The sequence below is a fragment of the Planosporangium mesophilum genome, assembly GCF_016863255.1.
Taxonomy (GTDB): Bacteria; Actinomycetota; Actinomycetes; order Mycobacteriales; family Micromonosporaceae; genus Planosporangium; species Planosporangium mesophilum.
In genome coordinates, this window is sequence record NZ_BOON01000049.1 from 27,132 (window position 1) to 51,062 (window position 23,931).

Annotated in this window: 24 protein-coding genes; 7 read left to right on the forward strand and 17 right to left on the reverse strand. The window is 71.0% G+C overall.

Annotated features, from left to right (window positions below; genetic code table 11):
• Positions 1-2 precede the first annotated feature (2 nt).
• The 6 genes from Pme01_RS24140 to Pme01_RS31580 all read right to left on the reverse strand — a co-directional run bounded on the left by Pme01_RS24140 (position 3) and on the right by Pme01_RS31580 (position 6,163).
• On the reverse strand, positions 3-1,085 hold the full coding sequence (locus Pme01_RS24140; RefSeq protein WP_239088427.1) for an ABC transporter ATP-binding protein: 1,083 nt from the start codon (positions 1,083-1,085) through the stop codon (positions 3-5).
• On the reverse strand, positions 1,082-1,942 hold the full coding sequence (locus Pme01_RS24145; protein WP_239088428.1) for an ABC transporter permease: 861 nt from the start codon (positions 1,940-1,942) through the stop codon (positions 1,082-1,084). Before Pme01_RS24145 ends, Pme01_RS24140 begins: the two co-directional genes overlap by 4 nt.
• A complete protein-coding gene (locus Pme01_RS24150; protein WP_239088429.1) occupies positions 1,930-2,844 on the reverse strand; it encodes an ABC transporter permease in 915 nt (304 codons plus the stop codon). The genes Pme01_RS24145 and Pme01_RS24150 overlap by 13 nt, the downstream gene beginning before the upstream one ends.
• Positions 2,845-2,846: 2 nt before the next feature.
• A complete protein-coding gene (locus tag Pme01_RS24155) occupies positions 2,847-3,974 on the reverse strand; it encodes an ABC transporter substrate-binding protein (protein WP_239088430.1) in 1,128 nt (375 codons plus the stop codon).
• A gap of 252 nt (positions 3,975-4,226) precedes the next feature.
• Positions 4,227-5,990 (reverse strand): thiamine pyrophosphate-dependent enzyme, encoded by a 1,764-nt coding sequence (locus Pme01_RS24160; RefSeq protein WP_168113316.1) that lies wholly within the window; start codon positions 5,988-5,990, stop codon positions 4,227-4,229.
• 41 nt (positions 5,991-6,031) lie between these two features.
• The gene (locus tag Pme01_RS31580; RefSeq protein WP_275408566.1) at positions 6,032-6,163 is read right to left on the reverse strand and encodes a hypothetical protein; all 132 of its coding nucleotides are present in this window, start codon (positions 6,161-6,163) and stop codon (positions 6,032-6,034) included.
• 108 nt (positions 6,164-6,271) lie between these two features.
• On the opposite strand from Pme01_RS31580, the gene Pme01_RS24165 reads away from it, so the two are divergent.
• Both Pme01_RS24165 and Pme01_RS24170 read left to right on the forward strand, forming a co-directional pair.
• Complete coding sequence (locus Pme01_RS24165; RefSeq protein ID WP_239088431.1) at positions 6,272-7,075, forward strand: LLM class F420-dependent oxidoreductase; 804 nt, start codon at positions 6,272-6,274, stop codon at positions 7,073-7,075.
• A gap of 15 nt (positions 7,076-7,090) precedes the next feature.
• Positions 7,091-7,537, forward strand: a complete 447-nt coding sequence (locus Pme01_RS24170) for a TIGR03668 family PPOX class F420-dependent oxidoreductase (protein ID WP_168113314.1) — start codon at positions 7,091-7,093, stop codon at positions 7,535-7,537.
• 49 nt (positions 7,538-7,586) lie between these two features.
• Here the strand turns inward: Pme01_RS24170 and Pme01_RS24175 are convergent, their stop codons facing one another.
• The 6 genes from Pme01_RS24175 to gnd form a co-directional block, all read right to left on the reverse strand.
• On the reverse strand, positions 7,587-8,996 hold the full coding sequence (locus tag Pme01_RS24175; protein WP_168113313.1) for a hypothetical protein: 1,410 nt from the start codon (positions 8,994-8,996) through the stop codon (positions 7,587-7,589).
• Positions 8,997-9,003: 7 nt separating this feature from the next.
• Positions 9,004-9,432 carry a hypothetical protein gene (locus Pme01_RS24180; protein WP_168113312.1) on the reverse strand — a complete coding sequence of 143 codons (429 nt, stop codon included), beginning with the start codon at positions 9,430-9,432 and terminating at the stop codon, positions 9,004-9,006.
• Between the two features lie 315 nt (positions 9,433-9,747).
• Complete coding sequence (locus tag Pme01_RS24185) at positions 9,748-11,070, reverse strand: D-alanyl-D-alanine carboxypeptidase family protein (RefSeq protein WP_168113467.1); 1,323 nt, start codon at positions 11,068-11,070, stop codon at positions 9,748-9,750.
• 192 nt (positions 11,071-11,262) lie between these two features.
• Entirely contained in the window at positions 11,263-11,412 is a 150-nt protein-coding gene (locus tag Pme01_RS24190) for a hypothetical protein (protein WP_168113311.1), read from the reverse strand.
• A gap of 134 nt (positions 11,413-11,546) precedes the next feature.
• Positions 11,547-12,224 (reverse strand): BON domain-containing protein, encoded by a 678-nt coding sequence (locus Pme01_RS24195; protein WP_168113310.1) that lies wholly within the window; start codon positions 12,222-12,224, stop codon positions 11,547-11,549.
• A 211-nt stretch (positions 12,225-12,435) separates the two neighbouring features.
• Positions 12,436-13,866 (reverse strand): NADP-dependent phosphogluconate dehydrogenase, encoded by a 1,431-nt coding sequence (gnd, locus tag Pme01_RS24200; RefSeq protein WP_168113309.1) that lies wholly within the window; start codon positions 13,864-13,866, stop codon positions 12,436-12,438.
• Positions 13,867-14,046: 180 nt separating this feature from the next.
• On the opposite strand from gnd, the gene Pme01_RS24205 reads away from it, so the two are divergent.
• Positions 14,047-14,640, forward strand: a complete 594-nt coding sequence (locus Pme01_RS24205; protein WP_168113308.1) for a gluconokinase — start codon at positions 14,047-14,049, stop codon at positions 14,638-14,640.
• A 35-nt stretch (positions 14,641-14,675) separates the two neighbouring features.
• On the opposite strand, the gene Pme01_RS24210 is transcribed toward Pme01_RS24205, so the two are convergent.
• Positions 14,676-16,364, reverse strand: coding sequence for a substrate-binding domain-containing protein (locus tag Pme01_RS24210; protein ID WP_168113466.1), 1,689 nt, complete (start codon positions 16,362-16,364; stop codon positions 14,676-14,678).
• 245 nt (positions 16,365-16,609) lie between these two features.
• Between Pme01_RS24210 and Pme01_RS24215 the strand changes: the two genes are divergently transcribed.
• The 4 genes from Pme01_RS24215 to Pme01_RS24230 all read left to right on the forward strand — a co-directional run bounded on the left by Pme01_RS24215 (position 16,610) and on the right by Pme01_RS24230 (position 21,117).
• On the forward strand, positions 16,610-17,626 hold the full coding sequence (locus tag Pme01_RS24215) for an ATP-binding cassette domain-containing protein (protein WP_168113307.1): 1,017 nt from the start codon (positions 16,610-16,612) through the stop codon (positions 17,624-17,626).
• Between the two features lie 30 nt (positions 17,627-17,656).
• On the forward strand, positions 17,657-18,460 hold the full coding sequence (locus tag Pme01_RS24220; protein ID WP_168113306.1) for an ABC transporter permease: 804 nt from the start codon (positions 17,657-17,659) through the stop codon (positions 18,458-18,460).
• A 133-nt stretch (positions 18,461-18,593) separates the two neighbouring features.
• On the forward strand, positions 18,594-19,616 hold the full coding sequence (locus Pme01_RS24225) for an aspartate-semialdehyde dehydrogenase (RefSeq protein ID WP_168113305.1): 1,023 nt from the start codon (positions 18,594-18,596) through the stop codon (positions 19,614-19,616).
• A gap of 370 nt (positions 19,617-19,986) precedes the next feature.
• On the forward strand, positions 19,987-21,117 hold the full coding sequence (locus tag Pme01_RS24230) for a glycoside hydrolase family 12 protein (protein WP_168113304.1): 1,131 nt from the start codon (positions 19,987-19,989) through the stop codon (positions 21,115-21,117).
• Positions 21,118-21,237: 120 nt separating this feature from the next.
• Here the strand turns inward: Pme01_RS24230 and Pme01_RS24235 are convergent, their stop codons facing one another.
• The 4 genes from Pme01_RS24235 to Pme01_RS24250 form a co-directional block, all read right to left on the reverse strand.
• Entirely contained in the window at positions 21,238-21,609 is a 372-nt protein-coding gene (locus Pme01_RS24235; protein WP_168113303.1) for a roadblock/LC7 domain-containing protein, read from the reverse strand.
• A gap of 161 nt (positions 21,610-21,770) precedes the next feature.
• Positions 21,771-22,283 carry a roadblock/LC7 domain-containing protein gene (locus Pme01_RS24240; RefSeq protein ID WP_168113302.1) on the reverse strand — a complete coding sequence of 171 codons (513 nt, stop codon included), beginning with the start codon at positions 22,281-22,283 and terminating at the stop codon, positions 21,771-21,773.
• A gap of 105 nt (positions 22,284-22,388) precedes the next feature.
• Complete coding sequence (locus tag Pme01_RS24245) at positions 22,389-23,354, reverse strand: DUF4388 domain-containing protein (RefSeq protein WP_168113301.1); 966 nt, start codon at positions 23,352-23,354, stop codon at positions 22,389-22,391.
• A gap of 67 nt (positions 23,355-23,421) precedes the next feature.
• A complete protein-coding gene (locus Pme01_RS24250; RefSeq protein ID WP_168113300.1) occupies positions 23,422-23,832 on the reverse strand; it encodes a hypothetical protein in 411 nt (136 codons plus the stop codon).
• Positions 23,833-23,931 lie beyond the last annotated feature (99 nt).

The following is a 23,931-nucleotide window of genomic DNA, read 5'->3' on the forward strand; positions in this document are numbered from 1 at the left end:
GGTCAGGCCAGGGCGGTCGGTACCGGATGCAGCTCCACCCGTACCGCCGTGCCCGACGCCAACTCGGCCAGCCGGGCGCTCGCGACCTGCGCCACGACCAGGACGTCGTCGGGTAGCTCCACGGTGACCCGGCTGGTCGGCCCGAGGAAGCTCACCGCGAGCACCCGGCCGGTACCGTCGGGGTCCGCCGCCACGTCGACGGCCTCGGGGCGTACGAGCGCGGTCACGTCGGCAGCGTCCTTCGGGGCGCCCACCGGGTCGACCAGCGGCAGCCGGCTGCCGAGCACCTCGACCGCGCCGGTCACGACGCGCCCCGGAAGCCGGTTGCTCAGCCCCACGAAGTCGGCCACGAACGGGGTCGCCGGGCGCAGGTAGATGTCGGCCGGCGGCCCGACCTGCTCCAGCCGCCCGTCGCGCATCACGCCGACCCGGTCGGCCACCGCGAGCGCCTCCTCCTGGTCGTGCGTGACGAACAGGGTGGTGGTGCCGACCTCGACCTGGATGCGGCGGATCTCGTCGCGGAGCTGTACCCGCACCTTCGCGTCGAGCGCCGACAGCGGCTCGTCGAGCAGCAGGACCTGCGGCTCGATCGCGAGCGCCCGGGCCAGCGCGACCCGCTGCTGCTGGCCGCCGGAGAGCTGGTGCGGGTACCGGCCGGCGTGTGCGCCGATGCCGACGAGCTCCAGCATCTCGGCCGCGCGCCGGCGCCGCTCCCCCGCCGCCCGCTTGCGCAGCCGCAGCCCGAACTCGACGTTCTCCTGGGCGGTGAGGTGCGGGAACAGGCTGTACGCCTGGAACACCATGCCCATGTCCCGGCGGTTGGCCGGGGTGGTGGTGATGTCCCGCCCGTCGACCAGTACCCGGCCGGAGTCGGTCTCCTCCAGCCCGGCGAGCACCCGCAGCGCCGTGGTCTTGCCGCAGCCCGAGGGTCCCAGGAGAGCCACCAGTTCGCCCGGCGCGAGGTCGAGGTCGAGCCCGTCGAGCGCCTGTACGGCGCCGAACCGGCGGCGCAGCCCGTCGAGGCGTACCGCCACGCCACGCTGGTCGCCACGGGCCGTCGCGGCCATTTCGATGGACCCGGTCACGAGTTGTTCTCCTTCGGGATGCCCCGGCGACGGCCGCCGACCAGGGACAACAGCATCAGCAGTACGAACGCGAGCACGAGCGCCGCCAGCGAGACGGCCACCGACATGCCGGCGCTGCTCTTGCCGAGCAGGTTGATGGCGACCTGCAGGTTGCTGCGGTTGAGCAGGGACGCGATGGTGAACTCGCCCAGGACCAGGGCGACCGTGAGGAACGCGGCGCTCATCACCGCCGACCGGATGTTGGGCAGGACCACCCGCCACATCACGGTGCCCCACCCGGCCCCCAGCCCGCGCGCCGCCTCGGCGAGGGTACGGACGTCGATCGAGGACAGCCCGGCGTCGATGGCCCGGTACGCGTACGGGAGCACGAGGATCGTGTACGCGAACGTGAGCGTGAGCGACGAGCCGCCCAGGAAGTAGGTGACCCAGGCGTACACCGGGGCGAGGCCGACCACGAGCACGATCGCCGGGATCGTCAGCGGCAGCAGGCAGATGAACTCCACCACCCGGCGCAGCCGGGGCAGCCGCAGCCGTACCCAGATCACGGTCGGCACCAGCAGCACCAGCATGAGCAGCACGGTGAGCACGACCAGCCCGGCGGAGTCGGTGATGCCGACCGACAGGTCGGGGTAGGTCGCACGCAGCCGCCCCCAGTCGAACAGCAGCCGCCAGGTGTCGAACGACAGCCTGCCGCCCGCACCGCGGGTCGTGAACTCCAGCATCGCCAGCAACGGCAGCAGGAAGAACACCCCGAGCACGGTGACGACGACCCAGCGGAACGCCCGCTGCCGTCGGGCTCTGCGGCGCATCAGCCCCTGGCGCCGGGGCGGCAAGCCGCCCGTCGCTAGCCCAGCCATTTCGCCGTCCTCCTCTGCAGCAGCGCGTACAGCCACATGACCACGGCCACGACCACGACCATGCCGAGCGCCATGGCCTTACCCAGGTTCTGCTGGCCCAGGACGACCTCGCTGGTGAGGGCGGACCGGATCTGCAGCGGCACGATCGGGCTGCCCTGGCTGACCAGCGCCGCCGCGGTCGCGTACGCCGAGAACGCGTTGGCGAACAGCAGCAGCGTCGAGCCCAGGAACGCCGGGGCCAGCAGCGGCCCGGCGACCCGCCGCCAGTACTGCCAGGTCGAGCCACCCAGGCTCTCGGTGGCCTCCCTCCACTGCGGCCGGACCCCGTCCAGCGCCGGCAGGAACACGATCACCATGAGTGGGATCTGGAAGTACGTGTACACCAGCACCAGGCCGGGCATTTCGTACAGCCAGACACCGCCCGAGTAGATGTTGATGCCGAAGTTGTCCCGCAGGAAGAGGGTCACGAAGCCGGGCAGGCCGATCGTGGCCATGAACGCGAACGCCAGAGTGACGCCACCGAACTGGGCAAGTACCCCGGACGCGGCGGTGACGACGCGGCGCAGCAGGCCGCCCTCCTTCGCGGTGACCAGAACGTAGGCGAGCAGAGCGCCGAACACCGCGCCGAGCACGGCGGTGACCGCCGACAGCAGGATGCTGCTGATGAACGCGTCGACGATGTACCCGTTCATCAGCGCGCCCACGTTGGAGAGCGTCGGCTGTCCGTCGTCGCCGGTGAACGCGCCGATCGTCACCTCGAGGGTGGGGACGGCCAGGAACACCGCGACGAACGCGAAGAACGGGACGACGCCGAGCAGGCTACGACCACGAGTCAGGACGCGGCTGAGCCGGCCTCGGTTGTCCGAGGCCGGCTCAGCCGGACGTGTAACGACGGCAGCCACGGTCAGCCGATGGCCTTGGCCCAGTTGGCGGCCAGGTGGTCCTTGGCCTTCTTGGTCTGGTCCTCGGTCAGGAACACCGGGGTACCGGTGGTCTTCGGCAGCATCTCGTAGGCGGCCTTGTCGATGGTGCCCGCCTTCTCCATGGCGTCGGCCCGCACCGGGCGCGCACCGCCCTTGAGCCACAGGTTCTGGCCCTCGTCGGAGTACAGGAACTCCTGCCACAGCCGGGCCGCGGCCGGGTGCGGCGCGTCGGCGTTGATGGCCTGCACGTAGTACGAGCCGAGGACCGCGTTGGCCGGCACGACCGTCTTCCAGTCCATCTTGCCCTTGAGCTTGGTGCCCTGGCCGACGTTGAGGTAGTCCCAGTCGATGACGACCGGCGTCTGGCCGGACTCGATCGTGGTGGGGGTCGGGTCCACCGGCAGGAAGTTGCCGGCCTTCTTCAACTCGGAGAAGAAGCTGACACCCTTCGAGATGTCGTCGGCGGAGCCACCGTTGCCGAGCGCCGCCATGGCGACGCCGCTGAACGCCGCACCGGCCTGCGTCGGGTCGCCGTTGAGCGCCACCTTGCCCTTGTACTCCGGCTTGAGCAGGTCGGCGACGGTCTGCGGCGCGGGTACCTTCGACGCGTCGTACCCGATCGACATGTAGCCGCCGTAGTCGTTGACCCACTGACCGTTGGCGTCCTTCAGCGCGTCCGGGATCTCGCCCCACGTCGCCACCTTGTACGGGGCGAACTTCGCGACATTGGCGGTCGCCACCGCGCTGCCCAGGTCGAAGACGTCAGGAGCCTTGTCCTGGCCCTTGAGCTGGGTGGCCGCGTTGATCTCGTCCTGACTGGACGCGTCCGGCTGGGCGGAATTGACCTTGATGCCGTACTTCTCACCGAAGGCCTTGATGACCTCGCCGTAGTTGGCCCAGTCCGGCGGCAGCGCGATGACGTTGAGCTGCCCCTCCTTCTTGGCCGCGGCGACGAGCTTGTCCATGCCGCCCAGGTCGGCGGCGCTGGCGGCCTTGGCCGCGTCGCTCGATCCGGAGCTCGACTTCGGCGGGGGTGCACATGCGGCGACGCCCACGGCGAGTGTGGACGCTGCCAGTAAGGCCGCCCCACGGGCAACCAAGCTTTGCACGGTTCCTCCTTCGCACCGGACCAGACCTGGACCGGCATTTGATCACCGATCCTTGTACATCAGCCCCGGAACCGGCTAGGCGCAAAGCGTGCCCGCGAGGCAACGATAAAGTTGCAGGTCAGCGACGACTGGGTGAAGGCGTCATACGGTCGGAGGATGCACGCCGGGCCAACAGTTCGGGAGCGCGGACCACGACGGCGCCCGGTTCGACGCTGATGAGTCCGTCGCGGCACGGTACACGCCGGGCTCGGCTCACGCCTTGAGCTGCTGGATCCGGTCGTGGAACAGGGTGGTGGCGATGGCGGCCCGGTTGGGTTCGCGCAGCCAGGCCTGGACGAACCGCCTCGCCTGCTCGTAGGTGACCTTGCCCGGCATGGGCGGCTCGTTCGGGTCCACCTCGACGTCGACCAGCGCCGGCCCGGGGTGGGCGAACGCCTCACCCAGGGCCTCGACCACCTGGGACGGTTTGTCGACGTGTACGCCGAATCCACCGCAGCCGCGTGCCCAGGCCGCGTAGTCGGGCACCGGATCCCCGAAGCGCACCCCGTGCTCGGGGAAGCCGAGCACCATCTGCTCCCACAGGATCTGGCCGAGCGAGTTGTTGTTGTTGATGACGACCTTGACCGGCAGGCCGTACCGGGCGGCGGTGTGGAACTCGGCCATCAGCATCGCGAAGCCGCCGTCGCCGGTGTAGCAGATGACCTGGCGGCCAGGGTTGGCGTGCTGGATCGCGAGCGCGTACGGCAGGCCGCTGGCCATCGTGGCGAGGGTTCCCGACACGTAGAACTCGCGCCGGCCGTGGATGTGCCAGTGCCGGGCGGCCCACGTCGTGACCGTACCGGTGTCGCAGGTGAGCACGGCGTCGTCGGTCGCCTGCCGGTCGAGCTGGCGGACCAGGTACTGCGGGGCGATGGGTACGCGGGCCGGTGACTCCAGGGCGGCGATCTTGTCGTTCCACTCGCGCACCCGCTGCTGGTAGTGCTCCAGGTGCGAGCGGTCGGCGCGGCGGTCCAGCCGCGGCAGCAGCGCCTCGAGGGTGGCCGCGACGTCGCCGATGAGCGGCACCTGGGTGGGCAGGCGCAGCCCGGCGCGGGCCGGGTCGATCTCCACCTGGACCACCTTCACCGCCCCGGGCGCCGGCAGATGCTTCGTGTACGGGAAGTTCGTGCCGAGCATCAGCACGGTGTCGGCGTTCTCGACCAGTTCCTCGCTCGGCGCCGTGCCGAGCAGCCCCAGGCCGCCGGTGACGTACGGCGAGTCGTCGGGCAGGACCATCTTTCCCGGCAGGGTCTTGATGACCGGGGCTGCCAGCGCGTCGGCTACCGCCTCGACGAGCGGGCCGGCTCCCCGCGCCCCGATCCCGACGAGGATGGCCGGCCGCCGCCCGGCGTTGAGTACCTCCGCGGCCGCCTCCACCTCGGCCTCTCGCGGGCGTACCGGCGCCTCCAGGTAGATCGGAGCGGTCGCCGGTGGACCGGCCGGCGCCACCTCCCGGTACGGGTCGACGCCCGCCTCGGCGACCTGGATGTCGATGGGGATCGTCAGGTGCGCCGGTCCCTGGCGGGCGTACGCGGTGCGGACCGCGATGTCGACCAACCCGGGCAGCTGCGCCGGGTTGACGACCATCTGGTTGTACACGCTGACGTCGGCGAGCAGCTGGTCGAGGTGTACCTCCTGCTGGTAGCCGGTGCCCAGTACCGCGCTCTCCTGCATCCCGGTGATCGCCAGGACCGGCGCGTGGTCGAGCTTGGCGTCGTACAGCCCGTTCGCGAGGTGGATGCCGCCGGGCCCGCTGGTCGCGAGGCAGACCCCGATCCTGCCGGTGGCCTTGGCATGGGCGGTCGCCATGAACGCCGCCGCCTCCTCGTGGTGCACCAGGAGGAACCGCACCCGGTGGGCGTTGCGGCGCAGCCCCTCCATGACCCCGTTGACGCCGTCGCCGGGCAGCCCGTACACCGTGTCCACACCCCATTCGGCCAGGCGGGACACCAGGACCTCGGCCGCGATGTGGACCATGGACGGGGACTACCCCGAGGCCATCGCACAAACCAGTCCCGCTAGCGCTCCCGGATCAGCGCCTCCACCCCGTCGAGCACGCGCTGCAGGCCGAACTCGAAGGCGCGTACCGCATCGGACACGGCGTTGTACTCGGCCCCGGCGACGTACTCGGCCCCGGCGACGGCTCCCACGTGCGCCGCGGTACTCGCGTCGTGCGGTACGGCGAGCGGACCGGAGGTTGCGCCCCTAGACTTGGTGGAATGGACTTCGGGGCCGGATATTTCCCGACACATGACGGCATGAACCCAGGCGCCCTGGCACAGATGCTGGAGGACCACGGGCAGGACGCGCTGCTCTTCGCCGAGCACACCCACATCCCGGCGAGTCGCGAAAGCCCCTGGCCCGAGGGCCCGCCGGGCACCGCGCTGCCCAGAAAATACTGGCACTCCTACGACCTGTTCGTCGCGTTGACGGCGGCCGCGATGGCCACCACGAAGCTGCGCGTCGGCAGCGGCATCTGTCTGGTCATCGAGCGCGACCCGATCGTCACCGCCAAGGCGGTGGCCAGTGTGGATCACCTGTCCGGCGGCCGCTTCGAGTTCGGCGTCGGCGCCGGCTGGAACCGCGAGGAGATGAGCAACCACGGCACCGACCCGCGCAAGCGGATGGCGATCCTGCGCGAGCGGGTCGAGGCGATGAAGGCGATCTGGACGCAGGACGAGGCGAGCTACTCCGGCGAGTACGTGAATTTCGAGCGGATCTGGTCGTACCCCAAACCGGCCCAGCGGCCGCATCCGCCGGTCCTCGTGGGCGGTGACGGGCCGACCGTGCTCGACCGGGTGCTCGCGTTCGGCGACGCCTGGATGCCGAACTGGCGCGGCGACGACACGCTCTTCGACCGCATCAACGAGCTGCGCTCGCGGGCGGACCGGCACATCGAGGTACAGATCCTGGCCGCACCGCCCGACCCCGGCGTGCTCGAGCGCTTCGAGCGGGCCGGGGTGCGGCGGGCGCTGCACTGGCTGCCGTCTGGCCCGGCCGGGCCGGTACAGCAGTCCCTCGACGTGTGGGAGGACGCGATCGTCCAGTTCACCGGCGGCTGACCGGGTCACCGGCGGATGAACGACGAGGAGGCGCGCCGGCGGTTCGCGGAGGTCCGGGTCGCCCGGCTCGCCACCGCGGACGCCGGCGGTCGCCCGCACCTCGTACCGATGGTCTTCGCGCTGGCCGCCGACGGCTCCGACTCCGGCGGGGCACGGTACCGGATCTACAGCGCCGTGGACGCCAAGCCCAAGCGCTCCACGTCGCTACGCCGGCTGGCCAACATCCAGGCCAACCCGCGCGTCGCCGTCCTCGTGGACCACTACTCCGACGACTGGGACAGCCTGTGGTGGGTGCGGGCCGACGGTACCGGCCGGGTCCTCGACGCCGGTGAACCCGAGGCCCGCGACGCCGTCGCGCTGCTGGCCACGCGCTACCCGCAGTACCGGGAGAACCCGCCCCGCGGGCCGGTGGTGGCGATCGACGTCGAGCGCTGGTCGAGCTGGTCCGCGGCCGGCGACTGATCCCCGCGTGCCGCTGTTACGCCTGGCCGCGAAGTCCCCGGTGAGTTGCCTAGCTCCGGGCCCGTACGGGCGGTTCGTGGTCGGGCTCGGGCTCCCCGGCGCGGGCGGGCCTGCCGGCGGTGTCGTCAACGGCGGTGTCGTCGCCGACGGCACGGTGGCCGTCCCCGGCGACGGCCACCGCCGCCCAGCAGGCGGCGCTCGCGCACGCCATCAGTACGAGCGGAATGGTGACGCGGCCCAGCGACGTCACCAGGTGCCACTCCAGGTCGTGCATGCTGATCGCGTACGTCACGACCAGCGTGCCGGCGTAGGCGAACGCGACCAGCCACATCCACGCGTCCGACCCCATGCCCAGCTCACGTCGCCGGCCCCGCAGGAACAGCGCACCGAGCAGGGCCACGGCGAGGGACAGTACCGTGATCATCCCGATCACGTCCCACATCGCGCCGAGGGTCGGGGGGATCCGGTCGAGCACCGCCGGGTCCCCGGTGATCAGCCCCCGGAAATGGCCGCCCTTGACCAGGTCGGTGCTGGCGCCGAGGGACCGTACGAGCGCCGACCACACGCCCCCGGCCGCCACCGGGATCCACACCATCCAGGCCCTGCGGAGGTTGCGGCGTTCGCGCAGGGTCAGCAGCGCGGCGAACATGACGACCTGGACGAAGCCCTCGTTCTTACTGAGCGCCGCGACGGCCAACAGCAGCAACGGCAGGGTTGGGCGCTGCCACGGATCGCGGCCGTACAGCAGCAGCACCGCGCCGGCCACGAACGCCGCCGACCACACCGGGTCGGCCTGTCCGCCGGTGATGGTGGCGGGCGCGGTGGCCCACACGGCCACCATGACGCCGACGGCGGCCAGCCGGGAGACGATGGCCGGCGCCCGGTCGGTCACCGTACGCACGGCGAGGCCGAGCATGACGATCGCGGAGAGGGTGACCACCGTCGACAGCGCCTGCGCCACCCGGTAGTCGTAGCCGGAGAGCACGCTCCACGCGGCGGCCTGGGTGGCCGAGGGCAGCGGCGGGTAGTCGCACTGCAGGTCGTGGCAGAGCGGGTTGCCGATGGTGTACCTCGAGAACTCCGCGCCCTTGGTGAAGTACGCGGCGTGCAGCCACCAGATGGAGTGCGCGTCCCAGTTCAGGGGCTGAGCCAGGAAGAACACGCAGGGCACCGCGAGCGGTACGACCAGCCAGACGGCGTCGACCCACGAGCCGTGGAGCAGTCGGCCGCCCCCTCGCCGGAGCAGCACGGCTGCCAAGGCGACCTCCGCCACCAACGCAGCCACCAGCCACGGCACCAACGGACCGCCGACGATCAGCATCGCGATCGTGGCCACGGTGAAGACCAGAGCGGCCACCAGCGGCGCGAAGAGGGCGGCGAAGGGGACGCTGCGGGTGAGGGCGAAGGCCAGCGGCAGTCCGGCGACGGTTACCAGTACGACCGCGAAGAGCGCGCTCATCGCGGCCTCACCCGACCCGCGTCACGACGAGCCGGACGCCGTTGGGCGCGGCCGGGTCCTCGACGACCTTGACCCGCACCTGGGCCTGCCCGGGGTCGGGGACCATCCGCGCACCGGCCATGATCCCGAACTCGATCAGGCGGTGCCGCCACAGGTCCCACGGCAGTTCGGGGTACATCCGGGTGCCGGGTGGCACCTGCGCGGCGAGGTCCCGACGGAGCTGCTCGAACTGGCTGCGCTGCCGCAGCGCGTCGACCTGGGGGTTCGTTCCGTCGAGCATGTTCAGGCCGTCGCGGGTCGAGACGAACGCGCCCGTACCGGCGTACCAGAACATGAGCAACGCCAATATGACGACAAGGGGCTGGATGACGAACGTCCTGACCCGTTGCCGCCTGTGCCCGGCCGCGCTGTCCTTCGTCAACGACTGCAGCGTCATCCTTCTCCACAGATCCACGCGGGCGCGGCCCACCTGAGCGTCAATTCCGGCAACGACCACCGGTCAGCCCGGTTACGGGAAAATTGGACGCCGCGAGAACCGGGAAGCGGATGCGACCCTACCGGTGTACGCGAGAAAAATTCTAGTAGGGGGGCCGTGGCGGCTTGGTCACAAGGTCGACGCCGTTGGATCACGCACGGTCGCGACAGGTCCGCCGCGACACGGACCGCCGCGACACGGCCGCCGCGACACGGCCGCCGCGACACGGACCGCCGCGGCCCCGGGGCCGCGGCGGCGGTGTCGGATGGCGCGTGATCAGGTCTTCGAACGGTTCCGCCGCAGGGTGGACAGCAGGACCCCCAGCGCCAGCGGCACGGTGACCACGACGACGGCCAGGCTTCCCACGTTGTGGGGCGTCCAGCGGCTCATCGCCTGTCGCCGCGACCGCGGTACCGCCGCCACCGGCACGGCGCTCACCGAGCGGAGCGCCGGCGGTACCGATCTATGACTGGGGCTGGGTTTGGGGTCGGTCTCCCCCGGCTCGACCAACCGGCCCACCGCCGCCCCGGCGGGCACCGAGAAGCCCCAGTCGAGCAGCGCCGCGCCCTGCTGCCAGCCGCGGACCGGCTCGGTCTCCGCACCGAGCAACGTCACCACCAGCCGCCGGCCGTTGCGCTCCGCGGCGCCGACGTAGGTGTGGCGGGCCAGGTCGGTGAAGCCCACCTTGCCGCCCAGGGCGCCCGGGTACTGGTAGAGCAACTGGTTGTCGTTGCCCATCTCGAAACCCTTGGGATCCTGCGGCGGCTGGGGCGGCACGGAGGCCACCTGGGTCGAGGTGTACGTACGGAAGTCGGGGCGGGCGAAGTCGGCGCGCGAGATCAGCGCCAGGTCGTACGCGCTGGTGAACTGGTTCGGCCCGTCGAGACCGGACGGGGTGTCCGCGTGCGTGTCCAGCGCACCGAGGTGACGGGCCGTCTCGTTCATCAGCCGCAGGCCGCCCGCCAGTCCGTCGTCGCCACCACCCAGCCTGGCGAGGACGTTGGCCGCGTCGTTGCCCGAGTTCAGCATCAGCCCCAGCCAGAGCGTCTCGATCCGGTAGTGGCCGCCGGCCAGCAGGCCCATGGCCGAACTGCCTGGCTCGAAGTCCAGGTCGGCGTCGGTGACCTCGATGACCTGGGCGGGATCCAGCTTGGGCAGCACCGCCGCCGCCAGCAGCAGCTTCTGCACGCTGGCTGGTGGGCTCAGCTCGTGGGGGCCGCAGGCGCCGAGCACGGCACCGGTGTCGAGGTCGGCCACCACCCACGAGGTGGCGCTGATGTTCGTTGGTGGCGGCGGCGCGCCGGCCGGCACCGTCAGCCCCGCGGTCGCCAGACCCTCGCCGCCGATCGTGGGCAGCGCCGCGTCGCGCGGCGGCGGGGTCGGGCGGGGCAGCCGCGCGACGGGCGTGGGCGGGGTCGGGCACGGCACGAACGGCGGCCGGGTGGCGTTCGCCGGCACGATCGGGACGCTCGCCGACGGGGCCGGAGAACCGGCCGACCCCGGAGCGCTCGCCGACGGACGGGGCGCCGGGGACGGGCTCGTACCCGGGGCCGGCGTGGCAACCGGCGACACCAGCAACGCACCCGCAAGGGCCGCCATCACACCTCTACCGCTCACAAACACGGAGGTTAACGGGCCTTCGGCGGCGTCGCACGGGATCGCGCAACCAGGGCGAACGCCCTGGCGAAGGGCGCATCGACGGTACCCGGAAGGGTCCGCCACCGCCGTCAAAAACGGCCGTTCATGGACCAGATAGCTCGGTACCGTGGCGGCGGATCCGGCAGTGGCAGGTCAGTGGCCGGACAGTTCCCGGTCGGGCTGGTAACCGTACGCGGCCTCCCGCACCTCCTCGTCGCTCTGCGCCGCGGCCCCCAGTGCGCCGCCGAGAGTGGCGAGCGACGATGCCAACCGGGCCAGCTTGAGCTGATCAGTCAGCCCCACCGGCTGCCCGGTGCCTCGGCGTGACCGGCTCAGGGCGTGACGGCTCAGGGCGTGACGGCTCAGGGCGTGACGGCTCAGGGCGTGACGGCTCAGGGCGCGACCGGCCTCAGCGTGACCGGCTCAGGGCGACCGGCTCAGGGCGTGACCACGATGCGGTTGTCCACGTGGGTGACGCCCGGGGCTGACCAGGCGACCCGCTCCGCCTCCTCCCGCTCCGCCCAGGAGCGCACGGTTCCGGTCAGCACGACCTGATCGCCCTTCACCTCCACGGAGATCTGCTGGGCGTCCGTGGCGGCGCTGCGAACCAGCGCGTGCTCGATGCGCTGCTTGAGGTCCTCCAGCGAGGACGCGATCCGAGGCCGGACGGTGATCAGGTTCGTGACGCCGCGGACACCGGCCAGCCGGCGCACCGCGCGCTCGGCCGCCCGTCGCTCGTACTCCCACCCGACCTCACCGCGGAGGATGACCCAGCCCTTCGACACGGTCACCTCGAGGTTCTCGATCGGGACGAACGCGTCCCACTCCAGGGCGTGCGTCGCGGCCGCGGCGATGTCGGCGTCGGTACGCTCGGCGGAGCTGGGCAGGCGCACCTCGATGTCATTGGCGACCGCCCGCACCCCGCGTACGTGGTGGGTGATGCGCTCGGCTACCCACTTCTTGGCGTAGTTGTCCACCCACCCCATGAGCGTCACGATGCCGTCCTTGACCGCCACGCCGATCTCGTTGGGCTGGACGCGGGCGTCCCAGTTCAACTCCTCGATCACGTCGAGCTGGATCTGATCGTCGGTCCGCGGCTCCGCTGCGGTGGTCATGCGCAATTACCCGCCCACCGGGGATGACATGGGATCACCCGGTTCGGGTGAAGGGTCAAGATCCACGCCGGGTGTCCAGCAGAGGCTCGCAACAGTGTGGGCGAAACTGCTGCTGTCACCGAGCGCTCAGCAGCAGTTTCGCCCACACTGCGAGGATTTTGGAGTGCGCGGTGGCGCGGGCCCTGGAGTGCAGCGCGCGGCGCACGCAGACCTACGCGCTCACCTCGCTGCGGTCACCGCCCCACAGCGTGTGGAAGGCCCCGTTGCGGTCCACCCGGCGGTACGTGTGGGCACCGAAGAAGTCGCGCTGCCCCTGTACCAGCGCGGCCGGCAGCCGCTGCGCCCGCAGGCCGTCGTAGTAGGCCAGCGCCGTCGAGAAGCCCGGCACCGGGATACCCGACTGTGCCGCCGTGGCGACCACCCGCCGCCACGAGTCCTGCGCGCCGGCGACGGCGTCCCGGAAGTGGTCGTCGACGAGCAGTGTGGGCAGGTCGGGGTCGGCGTCGTAGGCGGCCCGGATCCGGTCGAGGAACCGCGCGCGGATGATGCAGCCGCCGCGCCAGATGGTCGCCATCGCGCCCGGGTCGATGTTCCAGCCGTACTCGGCGCTGCCGGCCTGGATCTGGTTGAAGCCCTGCGCGTACGCGACGATCTTCGACGCGTACAGCGCCTGCTCGACGTCCTCGACGAGCGCGTCGACGTCGCCGACCCTGCTGGGCCGCGGCCCGGGCAGGTCACGCGCGGCGTCGCGCAGGTCGGCGTGGCCGGACAGCGACCGGGCGAAGACCGCCTCCGCGATGCCGCTCACCGGCACGCCGAGGTCGAGCGCGATCTGTACGGTCCACCGGCCGGTGCCCTTCTGCTCGGCCTGGTCGACCACCGCGTCCACGAACGGCTTGCCGGTCGCCGCGTCGGTGTGCGCGAGCACTTCGGCCGTGATCTCGATCAGGTACGACTCCAGCCGGCCGGTGTTCCACCGGCGGAACACCTCGGCGATCTGCGCCGGCTCCATCCCGCCGGCGTGCCGTAGCAGTTCGTACGCCTCCGCGATGAGCTGCATGTCGGAGTACTCGATGCCGTTGTGGACCATCTTGACGAAGTGACCGGCGCCGTCCGGGCCGACGTAGGTGCAGCAGGGGGTGCCGTCGACCTTCGCCGAGATGTCCTCCAGCAGCGGCCCGAGCGCCTCGTACGACTCGGGCGACCCGCCGGGCATGATGCTCGGCCCGTGCAGCGCGCCCTCCTCGCCACCGGAGACCCCGGTACCGACGAAGTGCAGGCCGCGCTCGCGCAGCGCCGCCTCGCGCCGCCGGGTGTCGGCGAAGTGCGCGTTGCCGGCGTCGATGATCATGTCGCCCGGCTCCAGCAGCGGGGCGAACTCCTCGATCACGGCGTCGGTCGGTGCGCCGGCCTTGACCATGATCACCACCCGCCGGGGCCGCTCCAGCGAGGCCACGAACTGCTCGGGGGTATCGGCCGGCAGGAACGTACCCTCGTGGCCGAACTCCTCGACCAACGCCTTGGTCCGCTCCGGCGACCGGTTGTGGACGGCGACCGCGTGCCCGTGCCTGGCCAGGTTGCGTGCCAGGTTGCGGCCCATCACCGCCAGGCCGGTCACACCGATCTGTGCCTTGTCCGCCATGGTGCCTCGTCCCTTCCGTCCTCAGCCCGGTCGAGTTCCTCGTATTGCGCCCGTCCGAGCCGACGCTACCCCGGCCCGACCGTGACCACGGTCTTCACATCCGATACCTCCCTCACAGCGGACTATGTGTCGGTAGTTACCCCTGTGCGTGGTGTCCGAATGGCAGATACATTGCCCGGCATGCCGAACACATCGCCCGGCGGGCCGAACTCCGCGACCGGCACGCCGACCGAGCCCGGCGAACCGGAGAACCCTCCGGTCGTCCTGGTCACCGGGGTCTCCGGTAGCGGCAAGACCACCGTGGGATCGATGCTCGCCGGCCGCCTCGGGTGGCGGTACGCCGAGGCCGACGACTTCCACCCGCAGGCCAACATCGAGAAGATGGCCGCCGGCCAACCGCTCACCGACGCCGACCGCAAGCCGTGGCTGGAGGCGATCGGGCGCTGGATCGACGAGCGGCGCGCCGCGCACGAACCCGGCGTCGTCACCTCGTCCGGGCTCAAGCGGGCGTACCGCGAACTGCTGCGCGAGGGCCGCCCCGGGGTCCGCCCGGTGTTCCTGGCCGGCAGCCCCGACCTGATCAAGAGCCGCATGGTCGCGCGGCACGGCCACTTCTTCGCCCCCGGCATGCTCGACAGCCAGTTCGCCGACCTGGAACCGCCCGAGCCCGACGAGGGCGTCTTCACCGTATCGGTGGACGGCACGCCGGCCCAGGTCGTCGACCAGATCCTCACCGGTCTCGACCTGCCGGCCGAGCCGCTCGATCACCCGTAGCGCGGAGGGGCACGAGGAGCGCCCCTCCGCTGCGCCTACCGCCGTACGCCGGTCCGCAGGGCGATCGCCTTGAGGAAGAGGTCACCGACCTTCGAGGGGTCGGACGTGGTGAACGTGCCGCCACCGGTCGTATCGGTGATGCGCTTCAGGTCGCCCTCGACGACGTCGTTGCCGATGCCGACCGCGATGACCTGGACCGGCCGGGCCGGGTCCGCGACCCTCCTCAGCTCCTCGACCAGTTGGTCGAGGGACAGGCCCGACTGGTCGTCGTTCATCCCGTCCGTCATGATCACGACGGAGTTGACCCGGCTCGGGTCCCAGCCGGCCTGTACCGCCTTGTAGGCCGCCAGCGTCGTGTCGTACAGGCCGTTGCCGCCGTCCCGCTTCGACTTGACCTCGCCCAGCGCGGCGAGCAACTGCTGGCGCTGCTCGGACAGCGGAGCGATGGGTACCAGCTGACGGTAGTCGTTGGCGCCGTCGAGCTGGGTGGAGAAGATCCACAGCCCGGCCGACCAGGTGTCGTCGAACAGCGCCAGCCCGCGCAGCGCGGCCTCGATCGTCACCTGCTGCCTGGTCGCGCCGCCGGCGCTGGGAACCGGCTGGGTCATCGAGGAGGACACGTCGATGACCGCGAGCATCCGGCCCGGCGAGGTGACCGTGGTCCAGGTGGAGAGCAGGGTCTCGATGCGACCCGGGTCGGGCGGGGTGGCGGTCGGCGCGGTCAGCGACGGGGCGCCCCTGGGCGCGGCGAAGCCGGCACCCACGCCGCCGTCGTCGCCGCGCAGCCCGACGGCGGCGAGCCGGTTGCGGTACGCGTCGCCGGCGAGCAGTGCGAGCACCGCCCCGGCCGCGGTCCCCTTGTCCACGGACGTACCGGGCATGACCGCGAACGGGTAGTCCAGCGGCACCGGCGCCGGGTCCACGTACAGCGCGGCCAGCGGTACCGGCGGCTGCTTGCTGTTGTACGAGATGACCGCCTGCTCGGTCAGCGGCGCGGCGGTGAGGCTCCGCGCGGCCGACGTGACGTCCGTCGAGCGGGGGAACCGCGCGAGCAGGTCCTCCCGCAGCGCCGAGCGCCCGATGGCGAACGCCCGCAACGCCCCGACGGTCGTCTGCCGGCCGGCCGACCCCCCGACCGCCTCGCCTGCGCTGACCAGCGCCAGCAGGCCGGACAGCCCGGCCGCGTCCCGGGTGGGCTCGACCACGCCGCTGCGCACCCTGATGTCGGAGATCAGGCGGGGAAACAGGTCGGTCCAGGTCAGCTTCTTGTTCGGCCAGCCGAGCGCGGTCGCCGCCGATTCCGGCATCGCCAGGACGACCGGGCTGCGCGCGACCGACTGGGCGTCGTCCGGCACCCAGTCCTGCCCGCCGGAGCGCAGCCGCTGCAGCCACATCGACGAGTCCGGAATCCACACGTCCGGGACCTTCGTCCTGACGCTGGCCTGGCCCAGCCCGCCGAGCGAGGACCCGTGGTGGTTGGCGATCGCCGCCGCGACATCGGCCGGATCGGCCGAGATGACCTCGACCGACACGCACTTGTCACCCGAGCGCAGTTCACCTTCCGCCTTGGCCATGGTCTCCCGTACGGCCGGCGCGATCTCGGGGGCGGCCGAAAGCGACAGGTTGATCTTTTGGCCGCACAGCTGGTTGGTGAGCGCACGGTAGGCGCCCCAGCTTCCGGTCAGAACGACGAGTACGGCGACGGCGGCGGCGACGATGCTCAGTGCGCCGGGGGCCGACCGGCCCTCGCGGCGTGGCCGGCTGTGGGCCCGAGCGTGACGACCTCCCACGGCTACCCAACACTCCCAGCAGACGCAGTGTCCACAGTGAACCTTCGATCAGAGTCGTCGACGATAGTGTTCGGGGCCACACTCTAATATGGGTAGCGCCGATTTGATCCTGTACTCATCGGCCTACTTCAGTCCGAAATTGCGCTGCTACTTTCCGATACCACCGGTACGTTGGCGGCATGGCAGACGCGATCGTCGCGGAAGGGCTCGTCAAGACCTACGGCACCGTGCGCGCGCTCGACCACCTCGACCTGCGGGTGACAGAAGGCACCGTGCTCGGACTGCTCGGCCCCAACGGCGCCGGAAAGACGACATGCGTACGGATCCTGGCGACACTGCTGCGACCGGACGAGGGCCGGGTCAGCGTCGCCGGCATCGACGTGCTGGCCGAGCCGCAGCGGGTCCGGAAGGTCATCGGCCTGTCCGGCCAGTACGCGGCGGTCGACGACAACCTGACCGGGTACGAGAACCTCGAGATGATCGGCCGGCTCTACCAGCTCGGCAAGGCACGGGCCCGGCAACGCGCGTACGAGTTGCTGGAGCGTTTCGACCTGGCCGAAGCGGCCAAACGTACGGTCAAGACGTACTCCGGTGGCATGCGGCGACGCCTTGACCTGGCCGGTGCGCTGATCACCTCGCCGCCCGTCATCTTCCTCGACGAGCCGACCACCGGTCTGGACCCGCGCAGCCGGCTCGGCATGTGGGAGGTCATCCACGAGCGGGTCCGCTCCGGTTCGACGCTGCTTCTCACCACGCAGTACCTGGAGGAGGCCGACCGGCTCGCCGACGAGATCGTCGTCATCGACCACGGGCGGGCGATCGCCCGGGGTACCGCCACCGAGCTCAAGCGCCAGGTCGCCGTCGAGCGGCTGGAGGTCACCGTCGCCCGCGACGCGGAGCTGGAGACCGTACGGGTGGCGGTGGAGAAGGTCTGCGGCGAGGTGCCCGAGGTGGACACGCTGGCCCGGCGGGTCAGCGCGCCGGCCGGCGGCACCCGGGTGCTGCTCGACGTCGTCCGGCTGATGGACGCCGCCGGGATCGAGCCGGTGGACATCGGCATCCGGCGGGCCACCCTCGACGACGTGTTCCTCAAGCTCACCGGCCAGGCGGCCGGGTCGGGCGAGCACGCTCCGGAGGGTACGGCCGCGGCGGGAGGGCGGCGGTCGCGCGGCGACAGGAGTGAGGGAGTGCGATGAGCGGGGACGTTGGATGAGCGGGGACGTCGGATGAGTGAGGTCGCGGGCGCGCTGCACGACGGCTGGATCGTGACGAAGCGCAACCTGATCAAAATCAAGAGGATTCCGGACCTGCTGATCTTCTCGACGATCCAGCCGATCATGTTCGTGCTGCTCTTCACGTACGTCTTCGGTGGCGCCATCAGGGGCACGGGGGTGGCCTACAAGGAGTACCTGATGGCCGGAATCTTCACCCAGACCGTCGCCTTCGGCTCGTCGCTGACCGCCATCGGGCTCGCCGACGACCTGACCAAGGGCATCGTCGACCGGTTCCGGTCGCTGCCGATGTCCCGTGCCGCCGTCCTCGTCGGGAGGACCACCTCCGACCTGCTCAACAACCTCCTGGTCGTGCTCGTCATGGGCGCGTGCGCGCTGCTGGTCGGCTGGCGCGTGCACACCGGCCCCTGGGGTGCACTCGCCGGGTTCGGCGTGCTCTTTCTCTTCGCGTACGCGATGAGCTGGATCGCCGCCGTCATCGGACTCGCCGCGCGCAGCGTGGAGGTGGCCCAGTCGGCCGGCTTCATCTGGCTGTTCCCGATGACATTCCTGTCCAACGCCTTCATCTCCACCAGTACGCTGCCCGGCTGGCTGCAGCCGGTCGCCGACTGGAACCCGATCAGTTCGATCGCGCTGGCCCTGCGCGATCTGTGGGGCAACGCGCCGCAGGGGCTCGCCCGGGGCGACGGCTTCCCGGCCGCGCACCCGGTCCTGCTGGCGCTGCTCTGGTCGGTGGGCATCCTCGCCCTCTTCGTACCGATGGCGATCTCCCGGTACCGTCGGGTCTCCACCCGGTGACCAGGTCCCCTCGGTGAGCACGTCCCTTCGGTGAGGACGTCCCTTCGGTGAACTCCGTCACCGTGGTCGGTGTCGCACCCATATGCCGGGATTACCGCCTGCGGGCCGCCTCTGACCTCGGTAATCTCGCTGCATGAGAATCGGCATCGTCGGAGCCACCGGCCAGGTAGGCGGCGTCATGCGCCAGATCCTGGCGGAGCGGCAGTTCCCGACCACGCAGCTGCGGCTGTTCGCCTCCGCCCGCTCGGCCGGCCGGACCCTGCCCTGGCAAGACGGGCAGGTGACCGTCGAGGACGCCGCCACGGCGGACTACTCGGGCCTCGACATCGTGCTGTTCTCCGCCGGCGGGGCGACCTCGAAGGAGCTGGCTCCCCGCGTCGCCGCGGCCGGCGCCGTGGTGATCGACAACTCCTCGGCGTGGCGGATGGATCCGGACGTACCGCTGGTGGTGTCCGAGGTCAACCCGCAGGCCGCGGCCGTCCGTCCCAAGGGCATCATCGCCAACCCGAACTGCACGACCATGGCCGCCATGCCGGTCCTGCGGCCGCTGCACGCCGAGGCCGGGCTGGTCGGCCTCGTTGTCTCCACGTACCAGGCGGTCTCCGGTGCCGGGCTCGCCGGCGTCGCGGAGCTGGACGAGCAGACCCGCAAGGTCGCCGACCGGGCGACCGAACTGGCCTTCGACGGCTCGGGCGTGCAGTTCCCCGCACCGCGCAAGTTCGCCCGGCCGATCGCGTTCAACGTCCTGCCGCTGGCCGGCTCCGTCGTCGACGACGGCTCCGACGAGACCGACGAAGAGAAGAAGCTCCGCAACGAGAGCCGCAAGATCCTCGAGATCCCGGATCTGAAGGTCTCCGGTACCTGCGTGCGGGTCCCCGTCTTCACCGGCCACTCGCTGCAGATCAACGCGCGGTTCGCCCGCCCGATCAACCCGCAGCGCGCCCGCGACCTGCTCGACGGCGCCCCCGGCGTGGTGCTGTCCGACATCCCGACGCCGCTGCAGGCCGCCGGCCAGGACCCGACCTACGTCGGTCGGATCCGTGCCGACGAGACCGTCGAGCACGGGCTCGCGCTGTTCTGCTCCAGCGACAACCTGCGCAAGGGCGCGGCTCTCAACGCCGTACAGATCGCGGAACTGGTCGCCGCCACGCTCTGACGTATCTCCGGCTGTCGTGGGCGGTCGGGCCGGTCACCGCCGGCCTGGCCGCCCACTCGCCTGACTGCCGACGACCGCGTCGAGGGCCTGGGCGAGGTCGGCCCACAGGTCGTCGGGGTGCTCGATGCCCACGAGGCCGCCGGTGTGAATTCCTGACCTGAGCGACAGATCCCTCCGCGACAGGCCCCCCTGAGCCGCGCATCCCCGGTGAAGCGAACGGAAAAGGCTCCTCTCATCTTTTCATGTATGTAAATGTGTCTTAGCCTCTTGGTGGGAGCGCTCCCGGAATTCCCCCGCACTCCATGGACGCCCACTCCATGGCCGCCCACTGCATGGACGCCCACTGCATGGACGCCCACCAAGGAGCACCATGAAACGTCTACTCCGCGCCGTCGGCGCGGCCGGCCTGCTGCTCGCCGGCTCGATCGCCGTCGTCGCCACCGCCGGCCCCGCGCGCGCCGACACCCAGATCTGCGACCAGTACGGCTCGACGACAGTGGCGAACCGGTACGTCGTCATGAACAACAACTGGGGCGACAGCACCACACAGTGCATCAACGTGACCAACAGCGGGTTCTCGATCACCACGGCAAGCCACAACAAACCCACCAACGGTGCGCCCGGCGCGTACCCGGCGATCTACTACGGCTGCCACTACACCAACTGCTCCCCCGGCACCAACCTGCCCCTACAGGTCAGCCAGATCAGCAGCGCGACGAGCAGCATCAGCTTCTCGTACCCGAGCAGCGGCACCTACGACGCCGCGTACGACATCTGGCTGGACCCGACGCCCAAAAAGGACGGCGTGAACCAGCAGGAGATCATGATCTGGTTCAACCGGCAGGGCTCCATCCAGCCGGTGGGCTCCCGGACCGGTAGCGCCACCATCGGCGGCCGTACCTGGGAGGTCTGGACCGGCAGCAACGGCTCCAACAACGTCGTCTCGTACGTCGCGCCGTCACCCATCACGAGCTGGAGCTTCAGCGTCCTCGACTTCATCAACGACACGAAGACCCGCAGCAACGTCACCAACTCCTGGTACCTGACGAGCATCCAGGCCGGCTTCGAGCCGTGGGTCGGCGGCGTGGGCCTGGCCGTCAACTCCTTCTCCGCGACCGTCAACGGCGGTGGTGGAGGGGGTTCGACGCCGCCGCCGTCGACCACGCCTCCCCCGAGCGGCGGCGGTGCCTGCCGGGTGACGTACACGACCAACAGCTGGAACAACGGCTTCACCGCCGACGTCTCCGTCACCAACACGTCGAGCAGTGCCGTGAACGGCTGGCGGCTGACGTTCTCGTTCCCCGGTAATCAGCAGGTCACCAGCGCCTGGAACGCGACCGTCGCGCAGAGCGGCTCCGCGGTGACCGCGACCAATGCCGGCTACAACGCGTCCATCGCACCGAACGGCAGCGTGTCGTTCGGCTTCCAGGGCACATACAGCGGAACCAACTCGGCGCCCAGCAACTTCGCCCTCAACGGGACCGCCTGCACGCGGGCGTAGGACCCAACTCGTCGATCCCAACTCGTCGATCTAGGAGAAGTGGCGGCCCGACACACCCCCGGGAGCGACCACTTCTCCTAGATCGGCACCGTCTCCTGGATCAGCGCCTCAGCGAACGCCTCAGACGTCGAGTTCTGCCTCGATGCGACGCATGTGGTGCCGGGCCAGTGCCAGGTTGGCGCGGTCCTTGCGCAGTGCCAGGTACAGGAACAGGCCCTTGCCCGACCGGCCGGTCAGCGGACGGATCAGGTGGTACTGGGTGTCCAGCGTGATGAGGATGTCCTCGATCACCTCGTTGAGGTGGAGCATCTCCATCGTGCGAAGCTTCGCCCGCACCACGTCGGTGTTGCCGGCGGCGGCGACATTCAGGTCGAAATCCTTGCCGCCACCGGCCACGCCGAGCGCCATGCCGCTCGAGTAGTCGACGAGCGCGACGCCGATCGCACCTTCGATCTGCATCGCGTCCTTCAGAGCGGTATCCATGTCAGCCATGGGTCCTCCAGTTCATTTCGGGTGGCGGCCCGCCGTGTCGGCGGGCCCGGTCGCCGGTGCGGCATCAGCCGCACCGGTGAGAGGTGTGCCCGGCTCTCGCCGGACGCGCTCGGGTCGACGGCCGGTGGCGGTGGTACCACCGGCCGAGTCGTCGGGATCGGTCAACGCTGCGGGGTTTCCAGCCAGCCGCGGGGTGAGGGGATGAGGTCCGAAAGCGCGGCCATCGGCGTCCGGCGTGCCAGCGGTGGCACGGCCTGGGTGACGAAGGCCGAGGCGGCCGGCCTGGACACCGGAGACGCCGGTGGACTCACGACGAGCACGACGCTGACCTTGGCGGCGGTACGCCGCGCTTCCAAATGTGCCCGGGCCAGGTTGGCCTCCTGGCTGGTCACCAGCGCAAGCACCGCGTGCGGCCCCACCGCGTACGTGGTCAGGTAGCCGTTCCCGCACTCGATGACCGTCTCCCGCAGCTCACCGTGGCCCACCACGTCGGCGAAGCGTTGAGACAGGGCGAAGTGCGCCGCGACGAGCGCGGCGATGCCGTCGGGCTCGAGGTCGCACGCGTCGTGCGCCAGCAACAGGCCGTCGGTGCTGGCGAGCACGGTGCCAACAAGCTCAGGCAGGCGCCGGCGCAGGTCCTCCAACTCCGCCAGTACCGCTGGGTTGGCGCTCACGGTGAGTTCTCCTTCACTGTCAAAGGTCTGCACGGGTTCTGGGGCGGTCATGACCGTGCGGACCGCCGTCATCGAGGGCAGCATGCTGGGCGACGGAGACCCGGGTCATCGCAGCGCCTTCAGTGCGGCACGGAGCCGACCGAGAAGCGCGTCGTCCGGCACGGCATCGACCGGCCCGGCACCGTTGGGGCCGCTGGGTTGCGGATCCCTCTGCCGCCGATGACCACCCTCACGGCGCGTCGCAGCCCTGGTGCGGGTCGGCGATTCGCCCTCGGCCACCGGGTCCGGGCCGGTGACACCGTGATCGGGGTCGGCGACCGCGGAGGCCCCCTCATCAGGAGGGGCATCGACGGCGCCGCGGTCCCCGCCGGAGGACGGCGGACCGGCGTTGCGCAGCAGCCCTGCCGCGGACAGCCGGCGCACCTCCTGGAGGGTCGCGTATCCGGGGCGACCGAGCAGACGGGACAGATCGGCTGCTGTCCGCCTGCCGTCGGCGTGCACCACCAGCTCCCACTGCGCGGCCGTCAGCACCACTCGTTGCACCGGCGGTGTTGGGACGGGCGTGACCGGGGCGTGGTCGACCGACGACTCCGGGAAAATCTCGTCGAGCCGTCGGCCGCGTCGGCTCGTCTCGCGCTCCAGCGCCCCGACCTCGACCTCGACGACCCGGCCCAGCCAGTGCAGCTCGCCGGGCGCGAAGCGCACGGATGTGGCGGCCGTGGTCAGTACGAAGAACGCCGCATCGTAGATCGCTCCCAGCACGCAGAGTTCCAGCTCGCTCTGCATGAGATGGCCCTGCTCCACCAGGAGCCGGCCGACCCGGTGGCCGGCGGCCCCGGTCTGAACCGCCGCCTGCCAGGTGTGCTCAGCCAGCCGACCGGACGTGGTGAGCAGCGCGCCGACGCCCGGCGCGGCCGGGGACTCGACGCAACTCACCCGGCCGTCGATCAGGTGCACCGTGCCACTCGAACCGCCGTCCACGTACAGCGTCCCCGTCTCACCGGCGTCTGCCAGCTGCGACAGCAAACGGCTGGGCTGGGCGATCTCGGGCTGACGGCCGGTTTCCGACATGACTCCTCACGGAAGGGGTGGTTGGACAGGAGACGGCGCCGGCAGCACCGTGGCGTACGAGGACCGCCTACGCAGCGGACCCCACCGGCGCGTCGGGGCGCGGCCGCACCAGGTCGTCAGCGATCTCGGCGAGTCGCCGTCTGGCCATCGCGAGGTTGCCGTCCGGGCGGTCGAGCCAGAGGCAGAGGGCCAGTTGGCCGCCGAACGCGACCGGCACGGTCCGCAGCAGGTGGTAGCCGCTGGCGGTGGTGATGATGAGATCCTCGATGGCGTCGTTCGGCCGGGCGGAGGCGAATGGCGCCCGACCCGAGGCGACGTACAGGACCTCGGCCGCGCCGGCGGCCGCGGCTTCCCCGTCGCCGCCCGGCACGGCCCCGGCGCTACCGAGTGCCAGGCCGGTGGCGCAGTCGACCAGGCTCGCGCCGACCGCGCCGGGCAGGTCCATGGTCCGTGCCAAATGATCGTCAATGTCGGACACGACGAGCCCTCCGCCCCGGGGCCGAGGGCTCCACCCGCCCGGGACGATGGATGAAGGGGTGAGGCCCGGGCCCCCTACCCGACACCGACGGAATCGGCC